This window comes from Streptomyces sp. NPDC032822, assembly GCF_055578825.1.
This window is the reverse complement of record NZ_JBVIOL010000020.1, coordinates 77,736-100,464: the sequence shown is the minus strand read 5'-3', so window position 1 is coordinate 100,464 and position 22,729 is coordinate 77,736. Positions and strand designations below refer to the sequence as shown.

18 protein-coding genes are annotated in these 22,729 nt (G+C 69.2%); 7 read left to right on the top strand and 11 right to left on the bottom strand.

Annotated features, from left to right (window positions below; translation table 11 throughout):
- Positions 1–45: 45 nt before the first annotated feature.
- From ACZ5VD_RS37040 to ACZ5VD_RS37000, 9 genes are all read right to left on the bottom strand, one after another.
- Entirely contained in the window at positions 46–639 is a 594-nt protein-coding gene (locus tag ACZ5VD_RS37040) for a TetR/AcrR family transcriptional regulator (protein WP_468684882.1), read from the bottom strand.
- A 255-nt stretch (positions 640–894) separates the two neighbouring features.
- Positions 895–1,104 (bottom strand): MmyB family transcriptional regulator, encoded by a 210-nt coding sequence (locus tag ACZ5VD_RS37035; protein WP_468684880.1) that lies wholly within the window; start codon positions 1,102–1,104, stop codon positions 895–897.
- Positions 1,105–1,983: 879 nt separating this feature from the next.
- Positions 1,984–2,817, bottom strand: coding sequence for a MerR family transcriptional regulator (locus ACZ5VD_RS37030; RefSeq protein ID WP_468684878.1), 834 nt, complete (start codon positions 2,815–2,817; stop codon positions 1,984–1,986).
- A gap of 166 nt (positions 2,818–2,983) precedes the next feature.
- Positions 2,984–4,069, bottom strand: coding sequence for a barstar family protein (locus tag ACZ5VD_RS37025; protein ID WP_468684875.1), 1,086 nt, complete (start codon positions 4,067–4,069; stop codon positions 2,984–2,986).
- Between the two features lie 154 nt (positions 4,070–4,223).
- On the bottom strand, positions 4,224–4,547 hold the full coding sequence (locus tag ACZ5VD_RS37020; RefSeq protein WP_468553479.1) for a transposase: 324 nt from the start codon (positions 4,545–4,547) through the stop codon (positions 4,224–4,226).
- Between the two features lie 78 nt (positions 4,548–4,625).
- Positions 4,626–6,056, bottom strand: a complete 1,431-nt coding sequence (locus tag ACZ5VD_RS37015; RefSeq protein WP_468684874.1) for an RICIN domain-containing protein — start codon at positions 6,054–6,056, stop codon at positions 4,626–4,628.
- A gap of 226 nt (positions 6,057–6,282) precedes the next feature.
- Complete coding sequence (locus tag ACZ5VD_RS37010; RefSeq protein WP_468684872.1) at positions 6,283–7,110, bottom strand: carbohydrate ABC transporter permease; 828 nt, start codon at positions 7,108–7,110, stop codon at positions 6,283–6,285.
- A complete protein-coding gene (locus ACZ5VD_RS37005; protein WP_468684870.1) occupies positions 7,107–8,039 on the bottom strand; it encodes a carbohydrate ABC transporter permease in 933 nt (310 codons plus the stop codon). Before ACZ5VD_RS37005 ends, ACZ5VD_RS37010 begins: the two co-directional genes overlap by 4 nt.
- 66 nt (positions 8,040–8,105) lie before the next feature.
- On the bottom strand, positions 8,106–9,434 hold the full coding sequence (locus ACZ5VD_RS37000; RefSeq protein WP_468553467.1) for an ABC transporter substrate-binding protein: 1,329 nt from the start codon (positions 9,432–9,434) through the stop codon (positions 8,106–8,108).
- Between the two features lie 344 nt (positions 9,435–9,778).
- Between ACZ5VD_RS37000 and ACZ5VD_RS36995 the strand changes: the two genes are divergently transcribed.
- The 6 genes from ACZ5VD_RS36995 (at position 9,779) to ACZ5VD_RS36970 (ending at position 19,469) form a co-directional block, all read left to right on the top strand.
- Positions 9,779–10,819: a LacI family DNA-binding transcriptional regulator gene (locus tag ACZ5VD_RS36995; RefSeq protein WP_468684868.1), complete on the top strand. Its 1,041-nt coding sequence runs from the start codon at positions 9,779–9,781 to the stop codon at positions 10,817–10,819.
- Positions 10,820–10,973: 154 nt separating this feature from the next.
- Positions 10,974–13,778: a family 78 glycoside hydrolase catalytic domain gene (locus ACZ5VD_RS36990; RefSeq protein ID WP_468684866.1), complete on the top strand. Its 2,805-nt coding sequence runs from the start codon at positions 10,974–10,976 to the stop codon at positions 13,776–13,778.
- 77 nt (positions 13,779–13,855) lie between these two features.
- Positions 13,856–17,440 carry a family 78 glycoside hydrolase catalytic domain gene (locus tag ACZ5VD_RS36985; protein WP_468684865.1) on the top strand — a complete coding sequence of 1,195 codons (3,585 nt, stop codon included), beginning with the start codon at positions 13,856–13,858 and terminating at the stop codon, positions 17,438–17,440.
- A 381-nt stretch (positions 17,441–17,821) separates the two neighbouring features.
- A complete protein-coding gene (locus ACZ5VD_RS36980) occupies positions 17,822–18,217 on the top strand; it encodes an LD-carboxypeptidase (protein ID WP_468684863.1) in 396 nt (131 codons plus the stop codon).
- 225 nt (positions 18,218–18,442) lie between these two features.
- On the top strand, positions 18,443–18,841 hold the full coding sequence (locus tag ACZ5VD_RS36975) for a hypothetical protein (protein ID WP_468684860.1): 399 nt from the start codon (positions 18,443–18,445) through the stop codon (positions 18,839–18,841).
- A 274-nt stretch (positions 18,842–19,115) separates the two neighbouring features.
- On the top strand, positions 19,116–19,469 hold the full coding sequence (locus ACZ5VD_RS36970) for a hypothetical protein (RefSeq protein WP_468553462.1): 354 nt from the start codon (positions 19,116–19,118) through the stop codon (positions 19,467–19,469).
- Between the two features lie 312 nt (positions 19,470–19,781).
- On the opposite strand, the gene ACZ5VD_RS36965 is transcribed toward ACZ5VD_RS36970, so the two are convergent.
- Both ACZ5VD_RS36965 and ACZ5VD_RS36960 read right to left on the bottom strand, forming a co-directional pair.
- Positions 19,782–21,203 (bottom strand): sensor histidine kinase, encoded by a 1,422-nt coding sequence (locus tag ACZ5VD_RS36965; RefSeq protein WP_468553461.1) that lies wholly within the window; start codon positions 21,201–21,203, stop codon positions 19,782–19,784.
- On the bottom strand, positions 21,200–21,868 hold the full coding sequence (locus tag ACZ5VD_RS36960; RefSeq protein WP_468553460.1) for a response regulator transcription factor: 669 nt from the start codon (positions 21,866–21,868) through the stop codon (positions 21,200–21,202). Before ACZ5VD_RS36960 ends, ACZ5VD_RS36965 begins: the two co-directional genes overlap by 4 nt.
- 172 nt (positions 21,869–22,040) lie before the next feature.
- Between ACZ5VD_RS36960 and ACZ5VD_RS36955 the strand changes: the two genes are divergently transcribed.
- Positions 22,041–22,721 (top strand): PepSY domain-containing protein, encoded by a 681-nt coding sequence (locus ACZ5VD_RS36955; protein WP_468684858.1) that lies wholly within the window; start codon positions 22,041–22,043, stop codon positions 22,719–22,721.
- Positions 22,722–22,729: the final 8 nt, after the last annotated feature.

Below are 22,729 nucleotides of genomic sequence, written 5' to 3'. Positions count from 1 at the left end.
AGGCGTTGCGGGGAGGGTGGGCAGGGGTGGGGGGGTGGCTGGCGGTTACGCCCGGGTGTCCTGCTGGCGGTAGCCGCTCGCGATAAGCATGCGGAGCCGGTCGAGCGACTCCTCCTCGGCGCCGTTGCCCTTGATCCAGGCAAGGGAACAGGCCGCGAGGAACAGGTCGTTGCCCCGCACCGAGGCGCGCACGCGCCCCGCGAGCTGCGCGGCCCGCACGTACTGATCGGTGGCGGCGATGAGGATGCCGCAGGGAATCGTCAGCGGGTTGTCCGGCTCCTGCGCCCGGGCCGCCGCCATGAGGGGATCCGGCAGCCCGCTGAAGGCGCTGAAGTACTCCTCCATCGCACGCAGCCACTGTTCCAGCGCCTGGGCCGGGTCACCGAGCCGGTCGATATCCGCCTGACGGGCCACCAGCTCATCGGAGCGCGTCTGCAGCACCGCCGCCAGCAGCGCCTCCCGGGTGGGGAAGTGCCGGTACAGGGTGCCGGGCCCCACACCCGCATCCTTGGCCACCGCCTCAAGCGAGGTACCCACCCCGTGCCGCAGGAAATGACGCTGCGCGGTCTCCAGAAGGACCGCACGGTTGCGCTGGACGTCCGCACGGGGCTTGCGCCCCCGCTGCTCACCGGCGCTCATACGCCCTCCTGCCTGCCATGACCCTGCGGCCACATCAAAACGGATGCTGCCTCCGTACACACCCGAGAGTAAAGCGGAGGCACCATCCGGTCAAACCGGCGACCCGGTCACGGAAGCCTCACAGCACAGAGGGCCGACAGTCCCGGCCACAGAGCACGGAGTAAAAGAACCGTGCAGCATGCACCATTCCAGGGGTCCCTCCTCCGGCCGCTCCCGCGCCGAGCCCGTCCCGGACCCGTCCCCCGGTCCAGGACGTCAGGGCGTGAGCTGCTGAGGCCCTATGCCGGAGAGCAGCGCGAGTTTGCTGTGGCTCTCCGTGCCGGGGCGGGTGGTCAGCACCACCAGGGTCTGTGCGCGGTTCTCGGTGAACAGGAGCTGGGCGTCGACGTCGATGCGGCCGAGTTCGGGATGGAGGATGGTCTTGCAGTCGTCGTAGCGTTGGGCGACTTCCTGGAGCTCCCACACGCGGACGAACTCGGGGCTGTGTTCCTGGAGTTCGGCGAGGATCCGGGCGGCCCCTGGTCCTTGGGCGAGCGCGCAGCCGTGGAAGGAGGCTCGACTGCGCCCTGCTCCGAGCTGAGCCAGTCCAGCAGGAGGGCACCGCGCTCGGAGAAGGCGTCGCCGGCGGTCAGGCCGGTCCTCTCCAGGAGGATCCCCGACTGAACCGCATCGATGGTGACCGCTACGACCTGGGCGGCGAAGTCCCCGTCGAGCGCGCGGAGAACGCCGGACCGCACGCCCTCCTCGATCAGTTCGTGGACCCGGTGCGCCGCCGCGGCGGAGTTCTTGCGGTAGATCTGCGCGGTCGGTTCGTAGCCGACCATGCCGTCGTAGAAGGCGTGGGAATGCCGACGCATGGCCGTGCCGACGCCGACGAGGTAGACGCGGATGCGCTGCCGGGGGTCGGGCTCGGCTTGGACAGCCTGTTCGATCTCGGCTGTCGCCTCCCTGAAGAAGGCGCGAGTGACCGCCGGCACCAGCTGTTCCTTCATGGAGGCGAGGCTGGACAGCGGCGACTTGGAGCACTCCGGTCGCTGGGCGAGCTCATCCATGGTGACCGCGGTGAAGCCTTCGGTCAGGATGATCGCCTCGGCCTGGCGCAGCAGTTCGTCCCGCCGATGTGTGTCGACGACCCGTCTGCGCGCGGTGCGGCGCGGGCGTCGGTCGCGCGAGTCGGTTTGGACCGTCACCGCAGCAGTCCCCCATGAGCGTCTCCGCCTGAAGCGGCGGGTGACCGTCCGGGCCGGAGGCCGACCCTGGCACTTGGGTACCAGCGCACCGACTGACGTACCCACGTGACGAGTCCCCGCGCTTGGCGTTCGGACGAGGTGGACAGTTGCGATGTCACTCTCCGTCTTGGGCGAGGAGTTCTGCCGTGAGTTCGATGCATCGCATCCGGGCGGGAGAAAGGTCGTACGGCATTTTGGTGACCGCTTCGAAGACACTCATCTGGGCGTCTTCTTCGCCCGTCAGGTCGGCGTCGTAGACCTCGAAGAGCTTCTCCTCAGCCGCCTCCAGCCCGTCCGCCTCGATGGCCTGCCCCAGGGCCTTGTGGTGGGCACAGTGCTGCGCGGCGAGTTCTTCGACACGTGGGTCATGGGGATCGACGCTGTCGTCGAGGGCGGCGTCGGCCGCATCGACGCGATCCGCCTCGGCCCGCAGGTCGGCGTGGGTGGCCAGCACCATGAACACGCTGGCCTGGACAGCGGCTCCCAACGGTCCGAAGACCCGTTCCGTGACCAGCAGGGCGTCCAGGTCGGAAGGGCGCAGGGCGCTCGGAGGCAGGTGGCTGAGCCGGTCCGTCACCAGTGGGGAGAGCAGACCCAGCGGGCTGCCCACGACCCGCAGGCGCTGGACTGCCGCGCGTTGACGCTTGATGTCGGCCTCCTGAGCGGCCAGGGTCTCCTCCAGTCGGCCCAGGGTCTCCTCGATGTCCCGGGTTCCGCCGAAGGCGGCCCGCATGTCGTCCAGGCTGATTCCGGCCTCCGCCATCTTGCGGATCCACATGAGGCGGATCATGTCGTCGTAGCCGTAGCGGCGGCGGCCGTCTGCGCCTCGCTCGGGCTCCCGCAGCAGACCGATCTGGTGGTAGTGGCGGATGGCGCGTGGGGTGGTCCCGGCGAAGGCTGCGGCATCACCGATCTTGACCTGGCGCGGAGGCGTGGCGGAGGGGTACATCGCAGAGCGTGCCTTTCTTGCGGTGGTGCCTCGACGACATCACATGCCGCTACGGCAGGTGCAACAACCACCATCTCGACACCATCGAGAGCCGGGCCCTGATCACCACTGGGCCATCCGCCCCCAGGTCCGGCCGACGCCGCGGATGGTGCCGACGGGTGCCCGGCTACCGCAGGACGACCGTGACGCGGCGGCGTTCCAGCTCCCGCACGGTCTCCTCGAAGTAGCCGAGCAGACCCGGTGACCGCCGGGCGACATCGGCGTCGTGCCACACCAGCGTGAACGGCGGCACCATGCCCCATCCGCCGTTGAGGCAGTCGAGTCCGTCCCCGCCCCAGCCGTAGTATGCGCCGGGTCCCAGCAGGGCTTCGCCCAGGGCGCAGTGCAGGCCGGACACGTCGGTGACGAACCGGCCGTCGAGGTGATGGGTTCCTCCGGAGCGGTCCGCCGCACGCTGTGGTCCGCGGTTGCCCATCGCGAGCAGGAGCCACTCGTGACGGCCTCTTTGTGTGTGCGGGGCCCAGGAGTTGGGGGTGTGGGGTATGCCCTCGTACCAGGCATCCCAGAGGGGACGGGCCAGCAGCGGGGGCGGGTCGTAGAGGCGGTCGGCGAGGGTGATGTCGATCAGTCCCTCGCCGAGGGCGGAGGGGCGCGATGCGGTGATGTCCGGCGCGACGGCACGGAACGCCATGGGGCGCCCGGTGCGGTCCACGGCCCACAGGCATGTGTAGCCATGGTGCCCGGGCTCGCGGAGCGCGGCCGGCAGTCTTTCGGTGGGCTCGCAGCCGATGAGCTCCATCGGCACGTCCGGCCGGGGTGGATGGGGAATGCGCAGGCCCTCGATCCGCTCGCAGGAGCCGACGGGGACGCAGCCCTGGCCGAAGAGCTCGAAGCGCGGTGCCGCCGGCCGCTCCCGGCAGTCGTAGGTGGCCTCCGGCGGTTCCACCCCCGCTTCGAGGACCACGTCGTGCGGGCGCTGCTCGACGACGCGGACACCGAGCAGCGTCCGGTAGCCGGTGGGACGGTCGCCGTCCCAGATCTCGACGCACAGCTCCTGCGGCAGCGGGCCCTCCAGTACGCACCCCGCGAGGGTCAGCCGAACCCTCGGCACCGGGGCCGGGTCCTCGAACAGCCCCTCGACCTCCGAGATCCGCGCCAGGAGGCGCTCCTCGCCGTCCTCGTCCTCACTCACCAGGAGGTACTTCAGCGGGAGGTCCCGCTCCCAGGCCCAGTCACTGTCCTCAACCTGCACGCATACTCCTGGCGTCCGGTCGGCCATTCGTTCGATGATCTCTCGGCGCCCCACCTTACCGAGCGCTCATGTTCCCGAGCCCGGCCGCCGAATCCGGCCGTCGGCGGGCGAACCGGTGTGCACACGGCCTTGCTGCGGCACGTTCCAGTGGCGATCAGGCGAGGAGGACGCGGTGGCGCAGAAGGCGGTGTCGGGCGAGGCCGGACTTCTGGCGTTCCAGCATCCTGATGCGGTTGGCGTGGCCTTCGACGACGCCGGAGCTGGAGGGCAGGGTCGGGCCGGCGCGGACCGCGTCGAGGTCATCGGTGAGACTGTCGGCGAAGCCGGGCAGTTCCGGGATGCCGCTGGTCTTGGCGGAGGTGAGCCAGCCGTCGAGTTTCACGTCGCCCTGGCGGTTGACGAGGATCTCGGCGAAGTCCTCGGCCAGTGTGCGGACGGTGGCGAGGTCGGGGCAGCGGGTGCTGAGTTCCTTGAGCAGTGCCTGGTCCGCTCCGGGCAGGGGGAGGTGTGTCTCGTTCTGCCCGGAGCGATGACCGGTCGGGTGTGCCGGCGGGTCTCAGACGACCATCCACTGCTGGTTCGCGCCGGAGGTGCAGGTCGCCTGGGCCAGGGCCGCGCCATTGGTGGTGGACGCTCCGGCGACCTGGAGGCACTTGCCGCTGTTGACGTTGGTGAAGGTGACGTAGCCGCCGATCACCGCCGTCCTGGTCCACAGCTGGTTCGAGACCCCGGTGCAGGCCGACTGGACGGCCGTCGCGCCGTCGGCGGTGGAGGCGCCGGAGATCTGCAGACACTTGCCGCTGTTGACGTTGACGAGCCGGTGGTAGTTGCCGACGGCGGTGGGCACCCACTGCTGGTTGGTACCGGAGTTGCAGTTGCCGGAGTTCACCGCTGCCCCGTCCGCCGTGCTCAGGCCCCAGACGTCCGCGCACTTGCCGCTGTTGCGGTTCAGCAGGTGGTTGTTCGCGGCGCCGAACGGACTGCCGAGGACGGGCCAGCCGTTCGCGAAGGTCACCTGGCGGATGTCGAGGGCCTCCCGCCCGGAGTTGTCGCCGTCGTAGTAGTGGTAGGCGAGGAACTTGGACGTGCCGTCGTCGTAGGCGTCGGCGCCACCGGCGGCCACCCTGGGGTAGGCACCGGTGAGGACGGTCGTGCCGCCGCCGGAGGCCATGTCGGTGCCGTTCTGGTCGAGGTAGGGTCCCGTGATGCTGGTGGACCGGCCGACCACGGTGTAGTAGGTGCTGTTGGTTCCGCTGCAGCACAGCCCCTTCGAGCCGAAGAGGTAGTAGTAGCCGCCGTTGAGGATGATCGTCGGATTCTCGATGTCGACGGCGATGTGCCACAGGTTGTGGTCGGTGGTGGACAGCTTGCCGGTGGACTCGTCCAGGACGTGCAGGTAGGTGCCGGAGCCGGTCCAGGAACCCCAGGAGATGTACAGCCGGCCGTCCGGTCCCCAGTCGACGTTGGGGTCGATGGGGTAGTTGACGTCGGTGACCATGCCCTGGTCGGTCCAGGGGCCCTCGATGGTGGTGGCGGTGGCCAGGCCCATCACGGCGTAGTTCGTGCCCCAGCGGGAGCCGGCGTAGTACAGGTGGTACTTGCCGTTGAAGTACTTGATGTCCGGGGCCCAGATGTTGGGCGGGGTCGAGCCGAGCTTGTCGGTGATCCAGGACGGCGTCGACTCCCAGATGTTCCCCACCTTCGTCCATCCGGACGCCGCGGTGGCGCCGCATGTCTTGCGCAAGGTGATGGATCCGCTGGGGTTGAGCGAGTCGTTCTCGAACCCGGTGGAGAAGCCGTAATAGCAGCTGCCCACCTTGATGAGGCTCGGATCGTGCATACGGACGTCACCGCCGAGCGCCTGGGAAGGGGATGCGGTGACCAGGCCGAGGAGGGTCAGGAAGGCGAGCAGGACCGCGGCGAGTGCGGGCCGTCCGCGTCCTGCGCGGGCCCCGGGGCGCGGCCCCGGGCGGGGGTGGAGGCGCATGCGAAACTCCTTTGTATCGCTGTGGAAGGGCGGGGAACGTCCCCCTGGGTCCTGCCGTTTCGGGCAGCGCGGTCTTCCGTGGAAAGTCCGCCGGCGGGGACGGTGCGCGGGCGCGAGCCGGGCCGGCGGTTCCGTGGGATCGCGTCGCCGTGGGGGCGTAGGCGGGGCCGGGTTCCGGTCCGACTCGGCATGGCCGGGACGGCCGCGAGAGGTCCCGGGGGTGTTGTCAGCCCTTGACGGCTCCGGCTGTCATGCCCGCCACGATCTGCCGGTTGAAGAACAGGAACATGATCAGCGGCGGGATCGTGATGAGGAGGATGTCCATGAAGAGCAGGTTGTAGCTGGTGCTGTACTGGCTCTGGAAGTTGAACAGGGTCAGCTGGACGGTGGCGTTCTGTTCGCCGGGCAGGAAGTACAGCGGGTTGGTGAAGTCGTTGAAGACGGCTACCGACTGCACGACGATCACGGTCACGATGACCGACCGCAGCACCGGGAAGATGACCCGGAAGAAGAGCCGCAGCGGTGAGGCCCCGTCGATGATGGCGGCCTCGTCGAGTTCGCGCGGGATGGTGGCGATGAAGGCGCGGAACAGGAGGATGGAGAAGGACAGGCCGAACGCGATCTCCACGAGGATCAGTCCGGGCAGGGTGCCGAACAGGCCGGCCTTCTGCAGGACCCAGATCGTCGGTACCACCGCCGGCGGGATGATCAGGCCGGACAGGACGAGGAAGTTGATCAGCCCCGTCCAGCGGGTGACCCGGCGCTGCAGCACGAAGGCGACCATGGCCCCGAGGACGACCATCACGGCCACGCTGGCGACGGTCAGGATCACGCTGTTGATGAACGCGATGACGAGGATGTAGTCCCGCGCCTGGACGACCTCGACGAGGTTGTCCACCAGCTGGAAGTGGCGTGGCCAGGAGAAGTCGAGCTGTGAGGCCTGCTGGGGGTCCTTGACGGCGGTGAGCACGATGAACGCGAACGGGACGACGAAGACGACGACGCTGGCGGCGACCGACAGGACGCCGAGCCAGGTGCGGGTGGGGGTCTTCACCGCTCCACCTCCTTGCTCGCCAGGAAGCGGGACAACGGGACGATGATCGCCGTGACGACCAGGAAGAGGATGACGTTGCCGGCGGTCGACAGGCCGTAGAAGCCCGCCTGGTACTGCTTGTAGATGACGGACGCGACCACGTCGGAGCTGAAGCCGGGTCCTCCGCGCGTCATCGCCCAGATGAGGTCGAAGGACCGCAGGCCGCCGATGAGGGAGAGGATGATGACCGTCGACGTCGCCGGCCAGCTCAGCGGAAGGATGACGTTGCGGAGCAGCTGCCACGGGCCCGCGCCGTCGAGTTTCGCCGCCTCGTGGTACTCGTCCGGGATGGACACGATGCCGGCGATGTAGATGACGGTGGCCAGCCCGACGCCCTTCCAGACGTCGACCAGGGCCACCGAGAACAGCGCGAGCGAGGGGTCCGTCAGCCATCCCGGGCCGTCGATGCCCACCGCCGCAAGAGCGTGGTTGATGGCGCCGGTGGAGGGGTCCATGAAGGCGGTGAAGGTGATTCCGACGCCCACGGTGCTGACCAGCACGGGGAAGAACACCACGGAGCGCAGATAGCCGCGGGCGCGGATCTGGCTGGTCAGCAGGATCGCCAGGAGAAGGCCGAGGACCACCTTGAGGCCTGAGGTGATTACCGCGTAGAGGAGCGTGTTGACGAAGCCCTTGACCAGGGCGGGTTCCTGGAAGAACGCGGTGAAGTTGTCCAGCCCGATGAAGGTCGACTTGAAGATCGTCCACCTGGTCAGGCTGAAGTAGAACGACGCGAACGTCGGGACGAGGAACAGCGTCCCGTAGATCACTGCCGCCGGCAGGTAGAACCAGGTGGGATAGGCACTGTGGGTCTTGGCGGGCCGTCGTGTGCCGGCCGCCGCTTTCGGCTGCGTGGTCGTCGGTGGCCCGGCCGGTGCAACTGTGGTCATCGTTCGACCTCTCTCGGGCGCCTGCCCGCACTCCTTCCGGAGGCGGGCAGGCACTGGCTTACGTTCCTACCAGCCCGACAGCCCCAGCTGTTGGGCCTGCTTCTTGACGTCCTTGTCGTACAGGGCGGCGCCGGACTTGGCTCCGGTGATGCCGGAGCCCACCTCGACGCAGATCTGTTCCAGGCTCGGCCCCTTCACCGGGGACAGGAACTCCAGCGCCGGGCTCTGGGCGTCGTTCGTGAAGTACGCCGCGACGTCCTTGGTGATGGTGGGAACGTCCGAGGGCAGGGTGCAGCCGTCGACCATGTAGGGGCCCGTCGGCGTGGAGGCCTTCGCCTGGGAGGTGCAGCCCGCCGGGCTCGCGGTGAACGCGAGGAACTTCTTGACCGCGGCGAGCTTGTCACCGGTGGTGCTCTTGGGGACGTAGAAGGCGTTCGGGAACCATGCCGTCATGCCGTTGGCGGAGGCGTCGTCCCCGGGCAGGGCGAAGAAGCCGACGTCGTTGAGTTCGTCCGGGTTGCTCGTCCTGATCGCGCCGATCACGGTGGAGAGCATCGGATACTGGGCGCCCTTGCCGGTGGCCAGCATCTTCAGGCCCTCGACGAGGGTGGCGGACGCGTAGTCGGAGTTCTGCAGCTTCAGGTCGTGGATCTGCTCCAGCCGCTCGAAGCCCTTGCCGGCGTTCGCGTCGGTGGCGAACTTCGCCTTGTTGTCGGTGAACTTCTGCGCGAAGTCCGGTTCCGCGGCGGCGACGTTGTGGAAGTCGCCCAGGACGAGGAGCTGGGACGTCCAGGTGTCCTGATAGGTCTGGATGACCGGGGCGATGCCGGCGGCCTTGATCTTCTCGCTGTTGGCGAGGAACTGCTTCCAGGTCTTCGGCACGGTCAGACCGAGCTGGGCGTAGACCTTCTTGTTGTAGAGGACGCCCCCGCCCAGACCCGAACCGAAGGGCACGCCGTAGGTCTGGCCGCCGACGGTGACCTGGGGGAGGAAGGACGGGTCGAGGCTCTTGACGTAGGAGTCCCGGGTGATCGGCGTGAGGGTCTTCGTCGGGTCGATCTGCTGGAAGAGGGAACCGGTGTTGTAGGAGAAGACCTCGGCCATGCTGTCCGTCTGCAAGCGCGTCTTTATGAGGTTGTCGCCCTCCGTCCCGCCGGGACGCGTCTCCACGCTCACCCTGATCTTCGGGTTCTTGGCCTGGAAGTCCTTGGCCAGCTGCTTGGCGGCCTGGAGGTTGTCGGGCGCGTTGTCGACGAGCAGCTTGATCGTGGTGGCGCTGCCGTCCCCGCTGGAGGAACCGAGGGAACCGGCGCTGCAGGCGCTGAGCACGAGCGGCAGAACGGCGGCCGCGGCTAGAGCCGCTCTTCTCTTGGCGAGCGTGCTTGACCTCAGCATTGGGATGTTCCTTCGTTCGAGCGGAGTTGAATCGATTCAATTCGGCGGGGCAACGCCTTCGGTCGATGCCCGGGGGCAGGCTTCGGAGCGCCGCGACAACGGAGTCACCGATCGGCCGGACAGGCCGATCGGACCCTTCACGAGCCGTGAGTTCCTTGCTCACGGCCGACCGCCCCCGAGACGCCGGGCGGCCGGGCCGCAACACGGCCGACGCGATCCACTTTCGTGTAACGTGCCACACAGATTGAGGCGAAGAGGCCGAAGCCGTCAAGCCATCTGCGAGTAACGTTCCCGAAACGCCGGATGGGGCTAAGCGGTGCATGACGACGGAGGCGGGGACCCCAGTGCAACCAGCGGGCGGCTCGAAGAGGGCCACGATCGCCGACGTCGCGCGCAGCGCCGGCGTGTCCACCTCGGCGGTGTCGAAGGTCCTCAACAACGCCTACGGGGTGAGCCCCGCGATGCGCGAGCGGGTGCAGGGGGCCATGGCCGAGCTGGGCTACCGCCCGCACGCCGCCGCCCGCGGCATGAGGGGCCGCACCTACACGATCGGCGTCCTCCTGGCGAGCACCCGCAACGCCTTCTACGCCGACCTCCTGGACGGCATGAACGCGACGCTGCGCAACACCGAGTACGTCATGTTCCTGGGCTCCAGCTGCTCCTCCGAGATGGAGGAGCAGACCAAGCTGATCCACGCCATGGTGGACCGGCAGATGGACGGTCTGATCCTGATCGCGCCCGCCGTCCCCCGCGCGGAGGTGGTGCAGATCGCGGCCGAGGTGCCCACCGTGGTGATCGGCCACCACGACCCCTCCCCCGCGTACGACCGCGTGGTCAACCAGGACGGGGCCGGCGTCGACCTGGTCCTCGACCACCTCGTGGCCCTCGGGCACCGGGACATCGCCCACCTGTCGCACCCGACGGTACGCGGCACCCAGTGGACGCAGCGGCCCGAGCACCACGTCCGGGCCGCCTACCAGGAGGCGATGGCCAGGCACGGCCTGGCGGACCTGGCCCGGGTGGTGCACTCCGGGTACTCCGACGAGGGCGGCTACCGCGGCGCCATGGAACTGCTCACGTCCGCACGTCCGCCCACCGCGATCTTCGCCGGCGCGGACGTGGCCGCCACCGGTGTGTTCAGGGCCGCCGCCCAGCTCGGCCTGCGCATCCCCGAGGACCTCTCGCTCGCCGGATACAACAACACCTCGGTCGCCGCGCTCGCGCCGGTGAGCCTGACCAGCGTCGACCAGGCGGGCACCATGATGGGCGGGACCGCGGCCCGGCTGCTGCTGGAACGGATCGAGAAGCGGCGTGACCGCACGGTCGTCACGGCATCGACACCTCACCTGGTGACACGCGGCAGTACCGCACCTCCTCGCGCCTGAGCGGCCCGGCCGCGGATCCGGCCAGGGCCGAGCACGCGAACCGGGCGGATGTCGGATCCGCCGAATTCCCCGCTCCCCTCTTGACGCACCGGGCGTGCGCACCTCACGGTTGAGTCGTTTCAGCGTGGAACGTTCCACACAATGAGGAGCCGGCATGGGTCTTGAGCGCCCCGAACCTGACACCCACGTGGTGTCGCTTCGCTTCGAACACCGCGATGAGGCGCTCGGCGTCGGCACAACGGAACCCCGTCTGTCCTGGCAGGTCCGCACCAACGACCCCGCCTGGCGACAGAGCGCGTACGAGGTCGAACTGGACGGCGCCACGACGGTACGGGTCGAGTCGGCCGAGCAGGTGCTGGTGCCCTGGCCGTTCGCGCCGCTGGCCTCCCGCAGCCGGGTGAGCGTCCGGATCCGGGTGGCCTCGGGAGAGCGATGGAGCAGCTGGAGCGCGTCGGCCGCCGTGGAGACGGGACTGCTGCGCCCCGACGACTGGACCGCCCGCTTCATCACCCCCCGCCACCACGGCGCCTTGGACGCGCCGGCCCCGGAGCTCATACGGCCCCTCGTGCTGCGGGCGGACGTGGTCTCGGCTCGCCTCTACGCCACCGCTCACGGCGTCTACACGGCGTCCCTGAACGGCGCCCGGGTCGGCGACGAGGTCCTCGCCCCCGGCTGGACCAGCTACCGCCACCGGCTGCGCTACCAGACCCACGACGTCACCACCCTGCTGAAGAAGGGCGAGAACACACTCTCGGTCGTCCTCGGCAACGGCTGGTACCGCGGCCACCTCGGCTGGTGGGGCGCCCGCGCCCTGTACGGCGACCGACTGGCCCTGCTCGCGCAGCTCGAAGTCCGCTATGCCGACGGCTCGGTGGAGGTCTTCGGCACCGACGGTCAGTGGCGGGCCCGGGACACCGGCATCCTCGCGGACGACCTCTACAAGGGCCAGCGCACCGACCTGCGGTTCACTCCGGGCGAAGCCGACGGCCCGGTGGACGTGGTGTCCGGCACGGAGGCGGACCTGGCGCGGCTCGTCGCCCCGGAGGGGCCGCCCGTCCGCGTCACCGAGGTGCTGCCCGCCCTGAAGGTCTGGCAGTCGCCGTCCGGCCGTACGCTCGTCGACTTCGGGCAGAACGTCGTCGGCTGGGTCCGGCTGCGCCTGCGCGACACCACGGCCGGCACGGAGGTCACCGTCCGGCACGCCGAGGTGCTGGAGAACGAGGAGCTGTGCACCCGGCCCCTGCGCACAGCCGACGCCACCGACACCTACCTCCTGGCCGACGCCGAGGAGACCGTCCTCGAACCCTCACTGACCTTCCACGGCTTCCGGTATGCCGACGTCACCGGCGTGCCGGACCTCAGGGCCCAGGACCTGCACGCCGTCGTCGTCGGCAGCGACCTGCGCCGCACCGGCTGGTTCTCCTGCTCGGACCCTGATCTGGAGCAGTTCCACGAGAACATCGTCCGGGGCGCGCGCGGCAACTTCCTCGACATACCGACGGACTGCCCGCAGCGCGACGAGCGGCTCGGCTGGACCGGCGACATCCAGGTCTTCTCCCCCACCGCGGCCTTCCTCTTCGACACCGCGGGCTTCCTGTCCTCCTGGCTCGCCGATCTCGCCGCCGACCAGCATGCCGACGGCGCGGTGCCCTGGGTGATCCCCGACGTCCTGGACGACGCGGCCCCGACCGCGGCGGCCTGGGGCGACGCGGCACCGGTGGTGCCCTGGGTGCTCTACGAGCGGTACGCCGACCGCGGCGTCCTCCAACGGCAGTTCCACAGCGCTCGCGCCTGGGTCGACAAGGCCGCCTCGCTGACCACCGACGGCGTGTGGGCCGGCGGCTTCCAGTTCGGCGACTGGCTCGACCCGTCCGCACCGCCCGACGACCCGTTCGCCGCGCGTACGCCCACGGACGTCGTCGCCACCGCGTGCCTGGCGCGGTGTGTCGACGTCGTCGCCCGCACCGCCGAGGTACTGGGCCGCTCGCAGGACGCGGCACGGTACTCCGCGCTCGCAGAGCGGACCCGGGAGGCGTTCGCCCGGGTGTTCGTCACCCCGGCCGGCCGGATCCTGGGCGACTCGCCGACCGCGTACGCCATGGCCCTGCAGTGGGACCTGCTGGCCTCCCCGCAGCATCGTGCGGCGGCCGGAGACCGGCTGGCCGACCTCGTGCGCACGAGCGGTTTCCGGATCGCCACCGGGTTCGTCGGCACCCCGCTGATGACCGACGCCCTCACCTGCGCGGGCCATCCGGACCTTGCCCACCGGCTGCTGCTGGAGAAGGGCTGCCCCTCCTGGCTGTATCCCGTGACGATGGGCGCGACCACCGTCTGGGAACGCTGGGACAGCATGCTGCCCGACGGCACGGTCAACCCCGGCCAGATGACATCCTTCAACCACTACGCGCTCGGGGCCGTCGCCGACTGGATGCACCGCACGGTCGCCGGGCTGGCCCCGGCCGCACCCGGCTACCGCGAGATCCGCGTGCGCCCGCTGCCGGACCGCGCGCTCACCCACGCCACGGCCGCGCATCTGACCCCGTACGGCGAGGCTTCGGTGAGCTGGCGGCGCCAGGACGGCCGCTTCCACCTGAAGGTGCTCGTGCCCGCGGGCACCCGGGCCACCGTCCACCTGCCCGGTTCCGGGGAGCCCCCGGTGACCGTGGCCCACGGCGCGCACACCTGGACCACCGACGACCCCTGCCCCGCCACCGCACCGGCCGAGGTGTTCACCGTGCGGGATCTGATGGACGAGCCCGGCCTCTGGGGGCGCACGGCAGACGTCCTGACCCGCCATGGCCTGGGTGCCGACTCCGCCCAACTGGCCCGGCGGATGGGCCCCTTCCTGGACCTGCCCGCCGGCCGGCTGCCCGCGCTGCTGAACAGGGTCCTCGTCGAGGACGGCGGCGCCGACGCCGCCGCCGAGCTCAGCACCCTGCTCAGCCGCACAGCGGACTGACCTCCACCACACATCGTCCCTTCGCGGCGACACCACCGCGAAGCACGTCGGCCTGAACGATTCCCATGGAGACCGCCATGCTCCCCAAACGCTCGCTCCTGTTCGTACTCCTCAGAGGCTTCCTCGTGTTCGCCGTGGTCGGAGGCACCATGACGGCCCTGCCCGCGTCCCTGTCCCCTGCCGCGTCCGTCTCGGACGCGCCCTTCTCCGTGAAGGCCCTGACCACCAACGGCCGGGCGAACCCCCTGGGCATCGGTGGTGAGGACCCGGTCTTCGGCTGGCAGTCGGCGTCGACGAGGCGGGCGACTTCGCAGAAGGCCTACGAGATCCAGGTCGGACGCACGCCCGGGGCCACCGATGTGTGGTCCTCCGGCAAGGTGGCCTCCGACCGCCAGGCCGACATCCGATACGGCGGTCCCGCCCTCAAGGCGGCCACACGGTACTACTGGCGCGTCCGGGCCTGGGACGGCAGGGGAACCGCGAGCCCCTGGAGCGCACAGGCACACTTCGAGACGGGCCTGCTCAACTCCGGTGACTGGGGCGGCGCCCAGTGGATCACACAGCCCGCCGCTCCGAGCGAGCTGGACAAGTGGACCGACTACACCGCCACGGTCGACTTCACCCTCGGCAGCGCCGCACTCGGCATGTTCCTGCGGGCCTCCGATGCGAGCAACGGGTACATGTGGCAGTTCAACGTGACGGGCCCGACCCCGACGCTGAGGCTGCACCAGCAGGTCCAGGGCGCCTATTCCGTGATCCGGGAGGTGGATCTCGCGCCCTACGGCTTCACCAACGCCGGCCTCCTCGCCGACCGGCACACCGTGCGCTACGACGTGGTGGGCACCACCATCACCACGACCCTCGACGGCAAGCTGGTCAGCACCTTCACCGATGCCACGTTCGCCAAGGGCTACATCGGCTTCCGCACCCACGCCTGTTGCGGCGAACGGGGAACCGTCTACGACGCCGTCGTGACCGCCACCGACGGCGGCACGCTCCTCGACACCGACTTCGCGTCCGGCCGCAACCCGTTCACCGGCGGTGAGATCGTCGACTCCGCCCTCACGGTGTCCGGCACCACGGACGCCCTCTACGGACCCCCGGCCCGGCCACTGCCCCTGCTGCGCAAGGACTTCGCGACCAAGGCGGGCAAGAAGGTCGCCTCCGCGCGGGTCTACGCGTCGGCGCTCGGCGTCTACCAGCTGGAGATCAACGGCGAGCGGGTCGGCGACCAGGTACTCGCCCCGGGCTGGACGAACTACCACAAGCGCATCCAGTCCCAGAGCTACGACGTGACCGAGCTGCTCGCCCGCGGCCCCAACGCGATCGGCGCATCCCTGGCGAACGGCTGGTGGGCCGGCAAGGTCGGGATCGGCTGGAGCCACCAGTACGGGGACGCCCCCGCCCTCGTGGCGAAGATGCGCATCACCTACGCCGACGGCTCGGTCCAGTGGATCACCACGGACGACACGTGGAAGACGGCGGAGGGCCCCTACGTCAAGGCCGACCTACAGGACGGCGAGACCTATGACGCCCGCCTGAAGCCCTCGGGCTGGAGCCGGCCCGGATTCGACGACGCGCAGTGGGAACCCGCCGCGAGCATCGAATCCCGCACCGCCCTCCTGGTCCCGCAGAGCGACGAGCCGGTGCGCCGGACCCAGGTGCTCAAGGCCCGCAAGATGACCGAACCCACCTCCAAAACCTACGTGTACGACCTCGGTCAGAACATGGTCGGCGTGTCACGGCTGGCTCTGACCGGTTCCGCCGGCCAGAGCGTCAAGATCCGCTACGCGGAGGTGCTCAACAAGAACGGCACCCTCTACACCGACAACTTCCGCACCGCCACGGTCACCGACCGCTACGTCTTCGCCAAGACCGGAACGGTGACCTACGAGCCCACCTTCACCCAGCACGGCTTCCGCTACATCGAGATCACCGGGGTGACCGCACCTCCCGCTCTCGCCGACGTCAAGGGCGTCGTCTGGGGATCCGACCTCCCCACCACCGGCACCCTCAAGACGTCGGACAGCATGCTCAACCAGCTGGTGAGCAACATCTCCTGGAGCCAGCGGGGCAACTTCCTGTCCATCCCCACCGACACGCCGGCCCGCGACGAACGTCTGGGCTGGACGGGAGACATCAGCCTGTTCGCGCCGACGGCCAACTACCTCGTCGACACCCGTGCGTTCCTGTCCCACTGGATGGCGGACGTCCGCAACTCCCAATACGCCAACGGTGACCTGCCCGCGGTCGTACCCACGCCCCAGGGCCAGTTCGGCGACAGCGGCGTCGGCTGGTCCGACGTGATGATCACCGTGCCCTACTCCGTGTGGCGCTCCTACGACGACACCCGCATCCTGCGCGAGAACTACCCCGCCATGCAGAAGTTCTTCCAGTTCGTACGCGACAGCGCCGGACCGGACCTCCTCGAACCCGGCCGCACCACCTTCTTCACCAACGACTGGCTGCACCTGGACGACCCCACCGAACAGGGCATCCTGGGCACCGCCTACTACGCCGAGAACGCCCGCATGATGGCCGAGGCGGCCAAGGCCCTGGGTGACGAGAGGGCGGCGGCCGACTACAGCAAGCTCTCCACCGACATCCGCACCGCCTTCACCAAGGCCTATGTGGCAGCCGACGGCACGGTCATGCGCAACTCGCAGACCGGATACGCACTGGCTCTCGGTATGGACCTGGTCTCGGATCCGGCCCTGGTCGAGAAGGTCGGCGCGAAGTTCGTGGCCAAACTGGCGCTCACCGACCATCACCTGCGGACCGGTTTCATCGGCACACCGCTGCTGCTCCCCGCGCTGAGCAAAATCGGCCGGGACGACCTCGCCTACAAGATGCTGCTCCACAAGGACTACCCGTCCTGGGGCTACGAGGTCGCCAACGGGGCCACCACCATGTGGGAACGCTGGAACTCGATCATGCCGAACGGCGATTTCGGCCCGGTCGACATGAACTCCTTCAACCACTACGCCTACGGCGCCGTGGGTGACTGGATGTTCCGGAACATCGGCGGCCTCTCCGCGATCGAGCCCGGCTACAAGCGCTCCCGGATCGCCCCGGTGCCCGGCGGAAACCTGACGCAGGGCTCAGGAAGCCTCAACACCGTCTACGGCCTTCTCTCCTCGAAGTGGAAGACCCGCAAGGGCTCCCTCGACCTGAAGGTGACGGTGCCGGTCAACACCGTCGCCGAGGTGCACGTGCCCTCCAAGACCCGCTGGGCGGTCACCGAGGGCGGCCGGCCCGCCGAGGCAGCCACCGGAGTGCGGTTCCTCCGCATGGAGAACGGAGCAGCCGTGTTCGAAGTCGGTTCGGGCGCCTACCACTTCGGCGTCGACACCGTCCTCGGCGGCCTCGGCGAGGCCAAGAAGGACACCGGCGAACTGCGGGAACTGCTGGCAGGCATGGACGCTCCGGGCACATCGACGGCCGGCCGACTGGCCCGACAGGTGCAGACCTCGATCGAGGCCGCTTGGACCACCCGTACGGCCGATGGCGCGCACGCCGCCGATGAACACGTGGAACGTGCCTTGGCACGGCTGGGCGACATCGAGGAATGGACCGCCAAGCAGGTTGGCAAGCAGAAGCTGAAGGCCTCCCAGGCAGCGGCGGTGCGAGTCCTCATCGACCGCATCCAGGAAAACCTTTGACGCTGCCCCACCAGTGAACACCGCACCATAATCGCGACCCCCGTCGCGATGCGGCTGCCCGGCTCCACGATCCCGACCAGGATCACCCGCCGGAACAACGGCAACCATCCCTGACACGCTGTCCTGCCGGCCTGGACAAGGCCGGCAGGACAGCGTGTCTTCAGTGGGCCTTGCGCCGGCCCCGGTCGGACGGTCGGACAAGGGGCGACGGCAGCTGTACCGACACAAACTGTCGGAACATCGAAGCCCGCCGTTCCACGCCTGTCGCTGGTCGAAGCCGCCGACGAGAAGCAGTCGTCAAAGACGATCACCCGGTACGGCCGTGTCGGTCTCCCGCCAAAATGAGTAGCGTGTCGTCACGGGTGTCGGGACACTGCCTCGATGACCCGTACGTCACTGCCCCAACTGCTTCGACCTCGCGCTTTGGCACACGGAGACCTCGTCGTCATCGCAGCACTGTCCGGGCCGCTCGATGCCAGATACGCGCCCGACCTCGAACGGGCGGTGGCCGAGCTCCAAGGGATGGGATTCCGTGTACGTCTCGCGCCACTCCTCGAAGCCGGACGGCAACGCTGGTGGAGCGCGGCTCGGCCGGACGTGATCGCCAAGGAGTTCAACGACCTGCTGCGTGATCCCGAGGTACGCGCGATCGTCGCGCACGACGGCGGTCATACGGTGTTCGGATACCTCGACCTGATCGACTTCGACGCGATCCGAACCGACCCCAAGCCGATCCTCGGCTACAGCGACATCTCACTGCTGCACCTGGTGCTCTAGCCGCGCACGGGCCTGGTCGGGTTCCATGCCGACGTCGCCACGCCCGGCCTCGGAGGGCACTGGCACCGAGCATCAGCGGCCCGCCGGGAGGAGCTCGGGAAGCTGTACTCGACGCTGCTGACCGGAACGGAGCCGATCGGCGCGCTCCCCGCAGGCCCGTCGTGGGAGTGCTGGCGTGCCGGGCGGGCCGAAGGCCGGCTGATCGGCGGAGTCATCAACCGCATCGTGCTGGCGCAGGCGACGCCGTTCGCGCTGCCCCTCGCATGCTTCGACGGCGCGGTGCTGTTCTGGGAGGAGTTGGGCGGCCAGGCATCCCACGTGTGGAACTATCTGCAGATCCTGCGGCACAGCGGGATTCTCGATCGGATCTCCGGCACGGTCGTGGGCGTTCCGGAGGCGATCGACGGACTCGGTTCGCCCGGCGGTCCGACCCTGGCCGAGCTCGTCCTGGACGTCCTCGGCGACCGCGACATCCCGGTCCTGGGCAACGTGGAGTTCGGACACGCGGGCCCGAATCTGCCGATGCCGGTCGGTATCCGTGCCGCCCTCGACGCAGGGGAGCGAACGTTGTCACTGCTCGAACCGGCGGTACGCCCGCTCACGGTGTCCGGAGCGGGTGGCTGAGCAACGCGGTTCAGTGAATCGCGGGGGTGCTGGGAACTCATGCCGCCTGGACGTCGGCGGCCTCGTCAACAACCTTTACGCCACCCGCACTGTTCAGCTTCCCCGACGTACTCGACAAGGGCAGTGACTTTCCGCCGGTCTTCGCCTTCCCTAAGCGTCTCCCCCAACTGCCGCCCGTGGTGCGGAAACTGCGTAGCTGTCGAGCTCACGGTGCCGGTATCGTCCGGTCTCCCCGGCCCGCCGCACCGCGGCCTGCGTTCAGAGAGTGATGTCCATGGCCAGCCGACACCCGACGACGACCTTGTGGCGCCCCACCGGCCCCAAGGAGCTGGATCTGGTGCGGGAGCTGAACTGGCGTGCCTGGCCGCCTCGGCTGCCCGAGCAGCCGATCTTCTACCCGGTCCTCAACGAGGACTACGCGGTCAGGATCGCGCGCGACTGGAACGTGCAGCACGATGGCGCCGGTTTCGTCACCCGCTTCGAGGTCGAGTCGGAGTTCTTGAGCCGGTATCCCGTCCAACAGGCCGGCGGGCAGACGATCCTTGAGCTCTGGGTTCCGGCCGAGGAACTGGACGACTTCAACGCCCATATCGTCGGTGAGATCCGCGTGGTCCACGAGTTCCGCTGAGACGGGGAGGCTTGCTCACGGGGTCTGCCGGTCCGGTGCCGTGGACACGGCGTCGGCGCGTCCTGAGTTGGCCTCGTTCACCGGGCTGAGCCCGCTTGTTGCGGCACCCCGACCGGCATCCGGCGATCCGTGGGGAGCCGGTCGGGGTGAAGTGCTGCTCGCATCGTGGGTGTCAGGCCCTGGAGCCGCATATCCGCGCAGGGGCAAGGACCGGAGCGAAGGGCCCATGCCATTCAACTGGAGACTGGACCCAGACCGTCGAACAGGTTCTGCGCTCCTTCGCCTGCTTCTGCCGACGGATCTCCGGCCGGACTAGGTGAGCGGCAGCCTGAGTTCGAACAAGGCGCCTCCGCCGGGGGTGTCGGTGACGGTCAGTGTGCCTCTGTGGCGTAGGGCGATGTCCTGTGCGATGGCGAGGCCCAGGCCGGCGCCGCCGTCGTCCCGGGCTCGGGACTCGTCGAGGCGGACGAAGCGTTCGAAGATGCGGTCGCGGTCGGCGAGGGGAACGCCCGAGCCGTCGTCGGCGACCTGGAGGACCGCCTGGCCGGCGTCCGTGCGCAGAGTGACGGCGACACGGTCGCGGGCGTGCCGCTGGGCGTTGTCCAGGAGGTTGCCGAGGACGCGGCAGATCTGGTTGCGGGAGCCGCGCACCTCGACGGACTCGACGCCGTCGAGGCTCACACCGTCCCGGGAGGACACTTCCTCCGCCACGACCTTCGCCAGGTCGAAGCGCGCGTCCGGTGGGGGCCGCTCCCCCGCGTCCAGACGAGCGAGCAGCAACAGGTCGGCAGCGAGGTTCTGCAGTCGTACGGTGTCCTCGACGGCCCCGTCCAGGTCCAGCAGCTCCGGGTGCGCGGCGCCCACTTCGAGCTGGGTGCGCAGGGACGCGATGGGGCTGCGCAACTCGTGCGAAGCGTCGGCGACGAACGCGCGCTGCCGCGCGACCGAGGTCTCCAGCGCGGCGAGGGTCTCGTTCGTCGTGCGGGCCAGGCGGGCGATCTCGTCGTGGGTGTCCGGCTCGGGGACACGCCGTGACAGGTCCTCGGAGGCCGTGATGGCGGCCATCTCGGCGCGGATGCCCTCGACCGGGCGCAGCGCCCGCCGGGTGACGACGTACGTCACCCCGCTGACCGTCAGCAGCAGCAGGGGCAGCCCGATGAGCATCGTCGTCAACGCGACGTCGACGGCCTCTTCCTGGGTGGAGAGCGGGGCGCCGGCGTAGACGGTGAGCAGGACACCTCCTGGCGTGATCACGTCGACCGCGGCGAACCGGTACGTCGCCGTCACCCCTTCGACGGTCCCGGTGCCCTCGCCGTACCAGGTCTCGTCGGTGACCTCCCCGGCGGTGAGAGCGTCGTTGTCCTCGGTGTCCCGATCGCCCTCCGCCCTGTCGTCGGCGTCGTCGTTGGTCTCGGAGTTCAGCCGGTCCGAGGCGGCGGCGGTCACGTTCATGCCCTCGACGTCCTCGCCCACCGCGACGGGCTTCTCGTCGCGGTCCAGGACCTCTACGGGGTTCTCGTCGCCGTCCGGCAACTTCAGCTGGTCGTACGCGAACCCGTTCGCCAGCGCCGAAGCGGCGTTGCGGGCGACGGAGTCGGCCTCGGCATCCGCCTTGTCGGTGAGGGTGAACCGCAGCGAGAGCAGCACGGCGGTGCCCGCTGCGACCAGGGCAATGGCGACGACGAGCGTCGCGGCGAGGGTGGCACGCGCGCTCACGGAGCCGAGGCGCTTCACGGGCGGACCTCCAGTCTGTATCCGGCCCCGCGTACGGTCTTGATGAGCGCGGAGTCGAGCTTGCGGCGGAGCGTGCTGATGTAGACCTCGACGATGTTCGGGTCGCCGTCGTAGGCGAAATCCCAGACGTGTTCCAGGATGTCGGACTTCGAGACGACCTCACCGGCTCTCATCACGAGCTGTTCGAGGACGGAGAACTCCTTGGCGGTCAGGGTGATCTCCTCGTCCGCGAGGAACACCCGCCGGGCGGCGGTGTCGACCTTCAGATCACCGACCGTGTGCACGGGTGAGGCTCCGCCCGCCGGGCCGCGTCTCCTGAGCAGCGCCTTCACCCGGGCGACGAGGACGACGTAGGAGAACGGCTTGGTCAGGTAGTCGTCGGCGCCCGTGTCCAGGCCCTCCGCCTCGTCGTACTCGCCGTCCTTGGCGGTGAGCATCAGGATCGGCACATCGATACCGGCGGTGCGCAGGGCGGCGCAGACGCGGTAGCCGTTCATGCCGGGCAGCATGATGTCGAGGATCACCAGGTCGTAGACCCCCTCGCTCGCCCGGTGGAGGCCCTCGATTCCGTCGTGGACGACGTCCACGGCGTACCCCTCGGCCGTCAGGCCCTTGGCCAGCGACAGCGCGAGCCGCTTCTCATCTTCCACGATCAACAGACGCATGCGTTCAGCTTGGCAAATCGAACCTGAAGAGGCCTTCAGGGGGCTTCAGGTTCGCTTCAGCGTCGGTCGGCCAGATTGGGTCACGTCGAAAGCAGACGAGGCGGACAGGCCGACTGCAACCGACAACACCATCCGTTATTGGTTGCAGTCATTCGCATTCCGGAGGAATCCCATGAAGCGCAACATCGTCATCTCCACCATCGCGGCCGCCGCTCTGATCGGCGGGGGCACCGCGACCGCCATCGCGCTCTCGGGTGACGACGAGGGGCCGGCCAAGAAGAACGTGACGGTGTCGAACGGCGACGACGTCAACAACACCGACGACACGGCCAAGGACAAGGCCGGGGACCAGGCCGCCCGCTCCACGGACGAGGACGCCGGCGACAAGGCCGAGAACTCCGCCGCGGCGAAGGCCGGACAGATCACGGCCACGGACGCGATCAAGGCGGCGCTGAAGCACACGGCTGGTACGGCTGTCTCGGCCGACCTCGACGACGAGGGCACGGCTCACGTCTGGGAGGTCGACGTACTGGCCAACGGCGGCACCTGGCACAGCGTCCAGATCGACCCGGCCAACGGCAAGGTCCTCGGCTCGCACATCGACAAGGACAACGACGGTGACGACGCCGCCGAGACCGCGCAGATCCGTGCCGCCCTCAAGGGCAGCTCCGTGACCGCCGCGGAGGCAGCCGAGGCCGCCGCCGCCAAGGGCACGGTGACCTCCCTCGACCTCGACGAGGAGAGCAGGGACCAGGCCTGGGACGTCGACACCACCGCCGCCGACGGCACCGGCAGCGAGTGGCGCGTGAACCCCGACTCCGGCAAGGTCACCGCCGACCGCTCGAACGACTGACCAAGGCG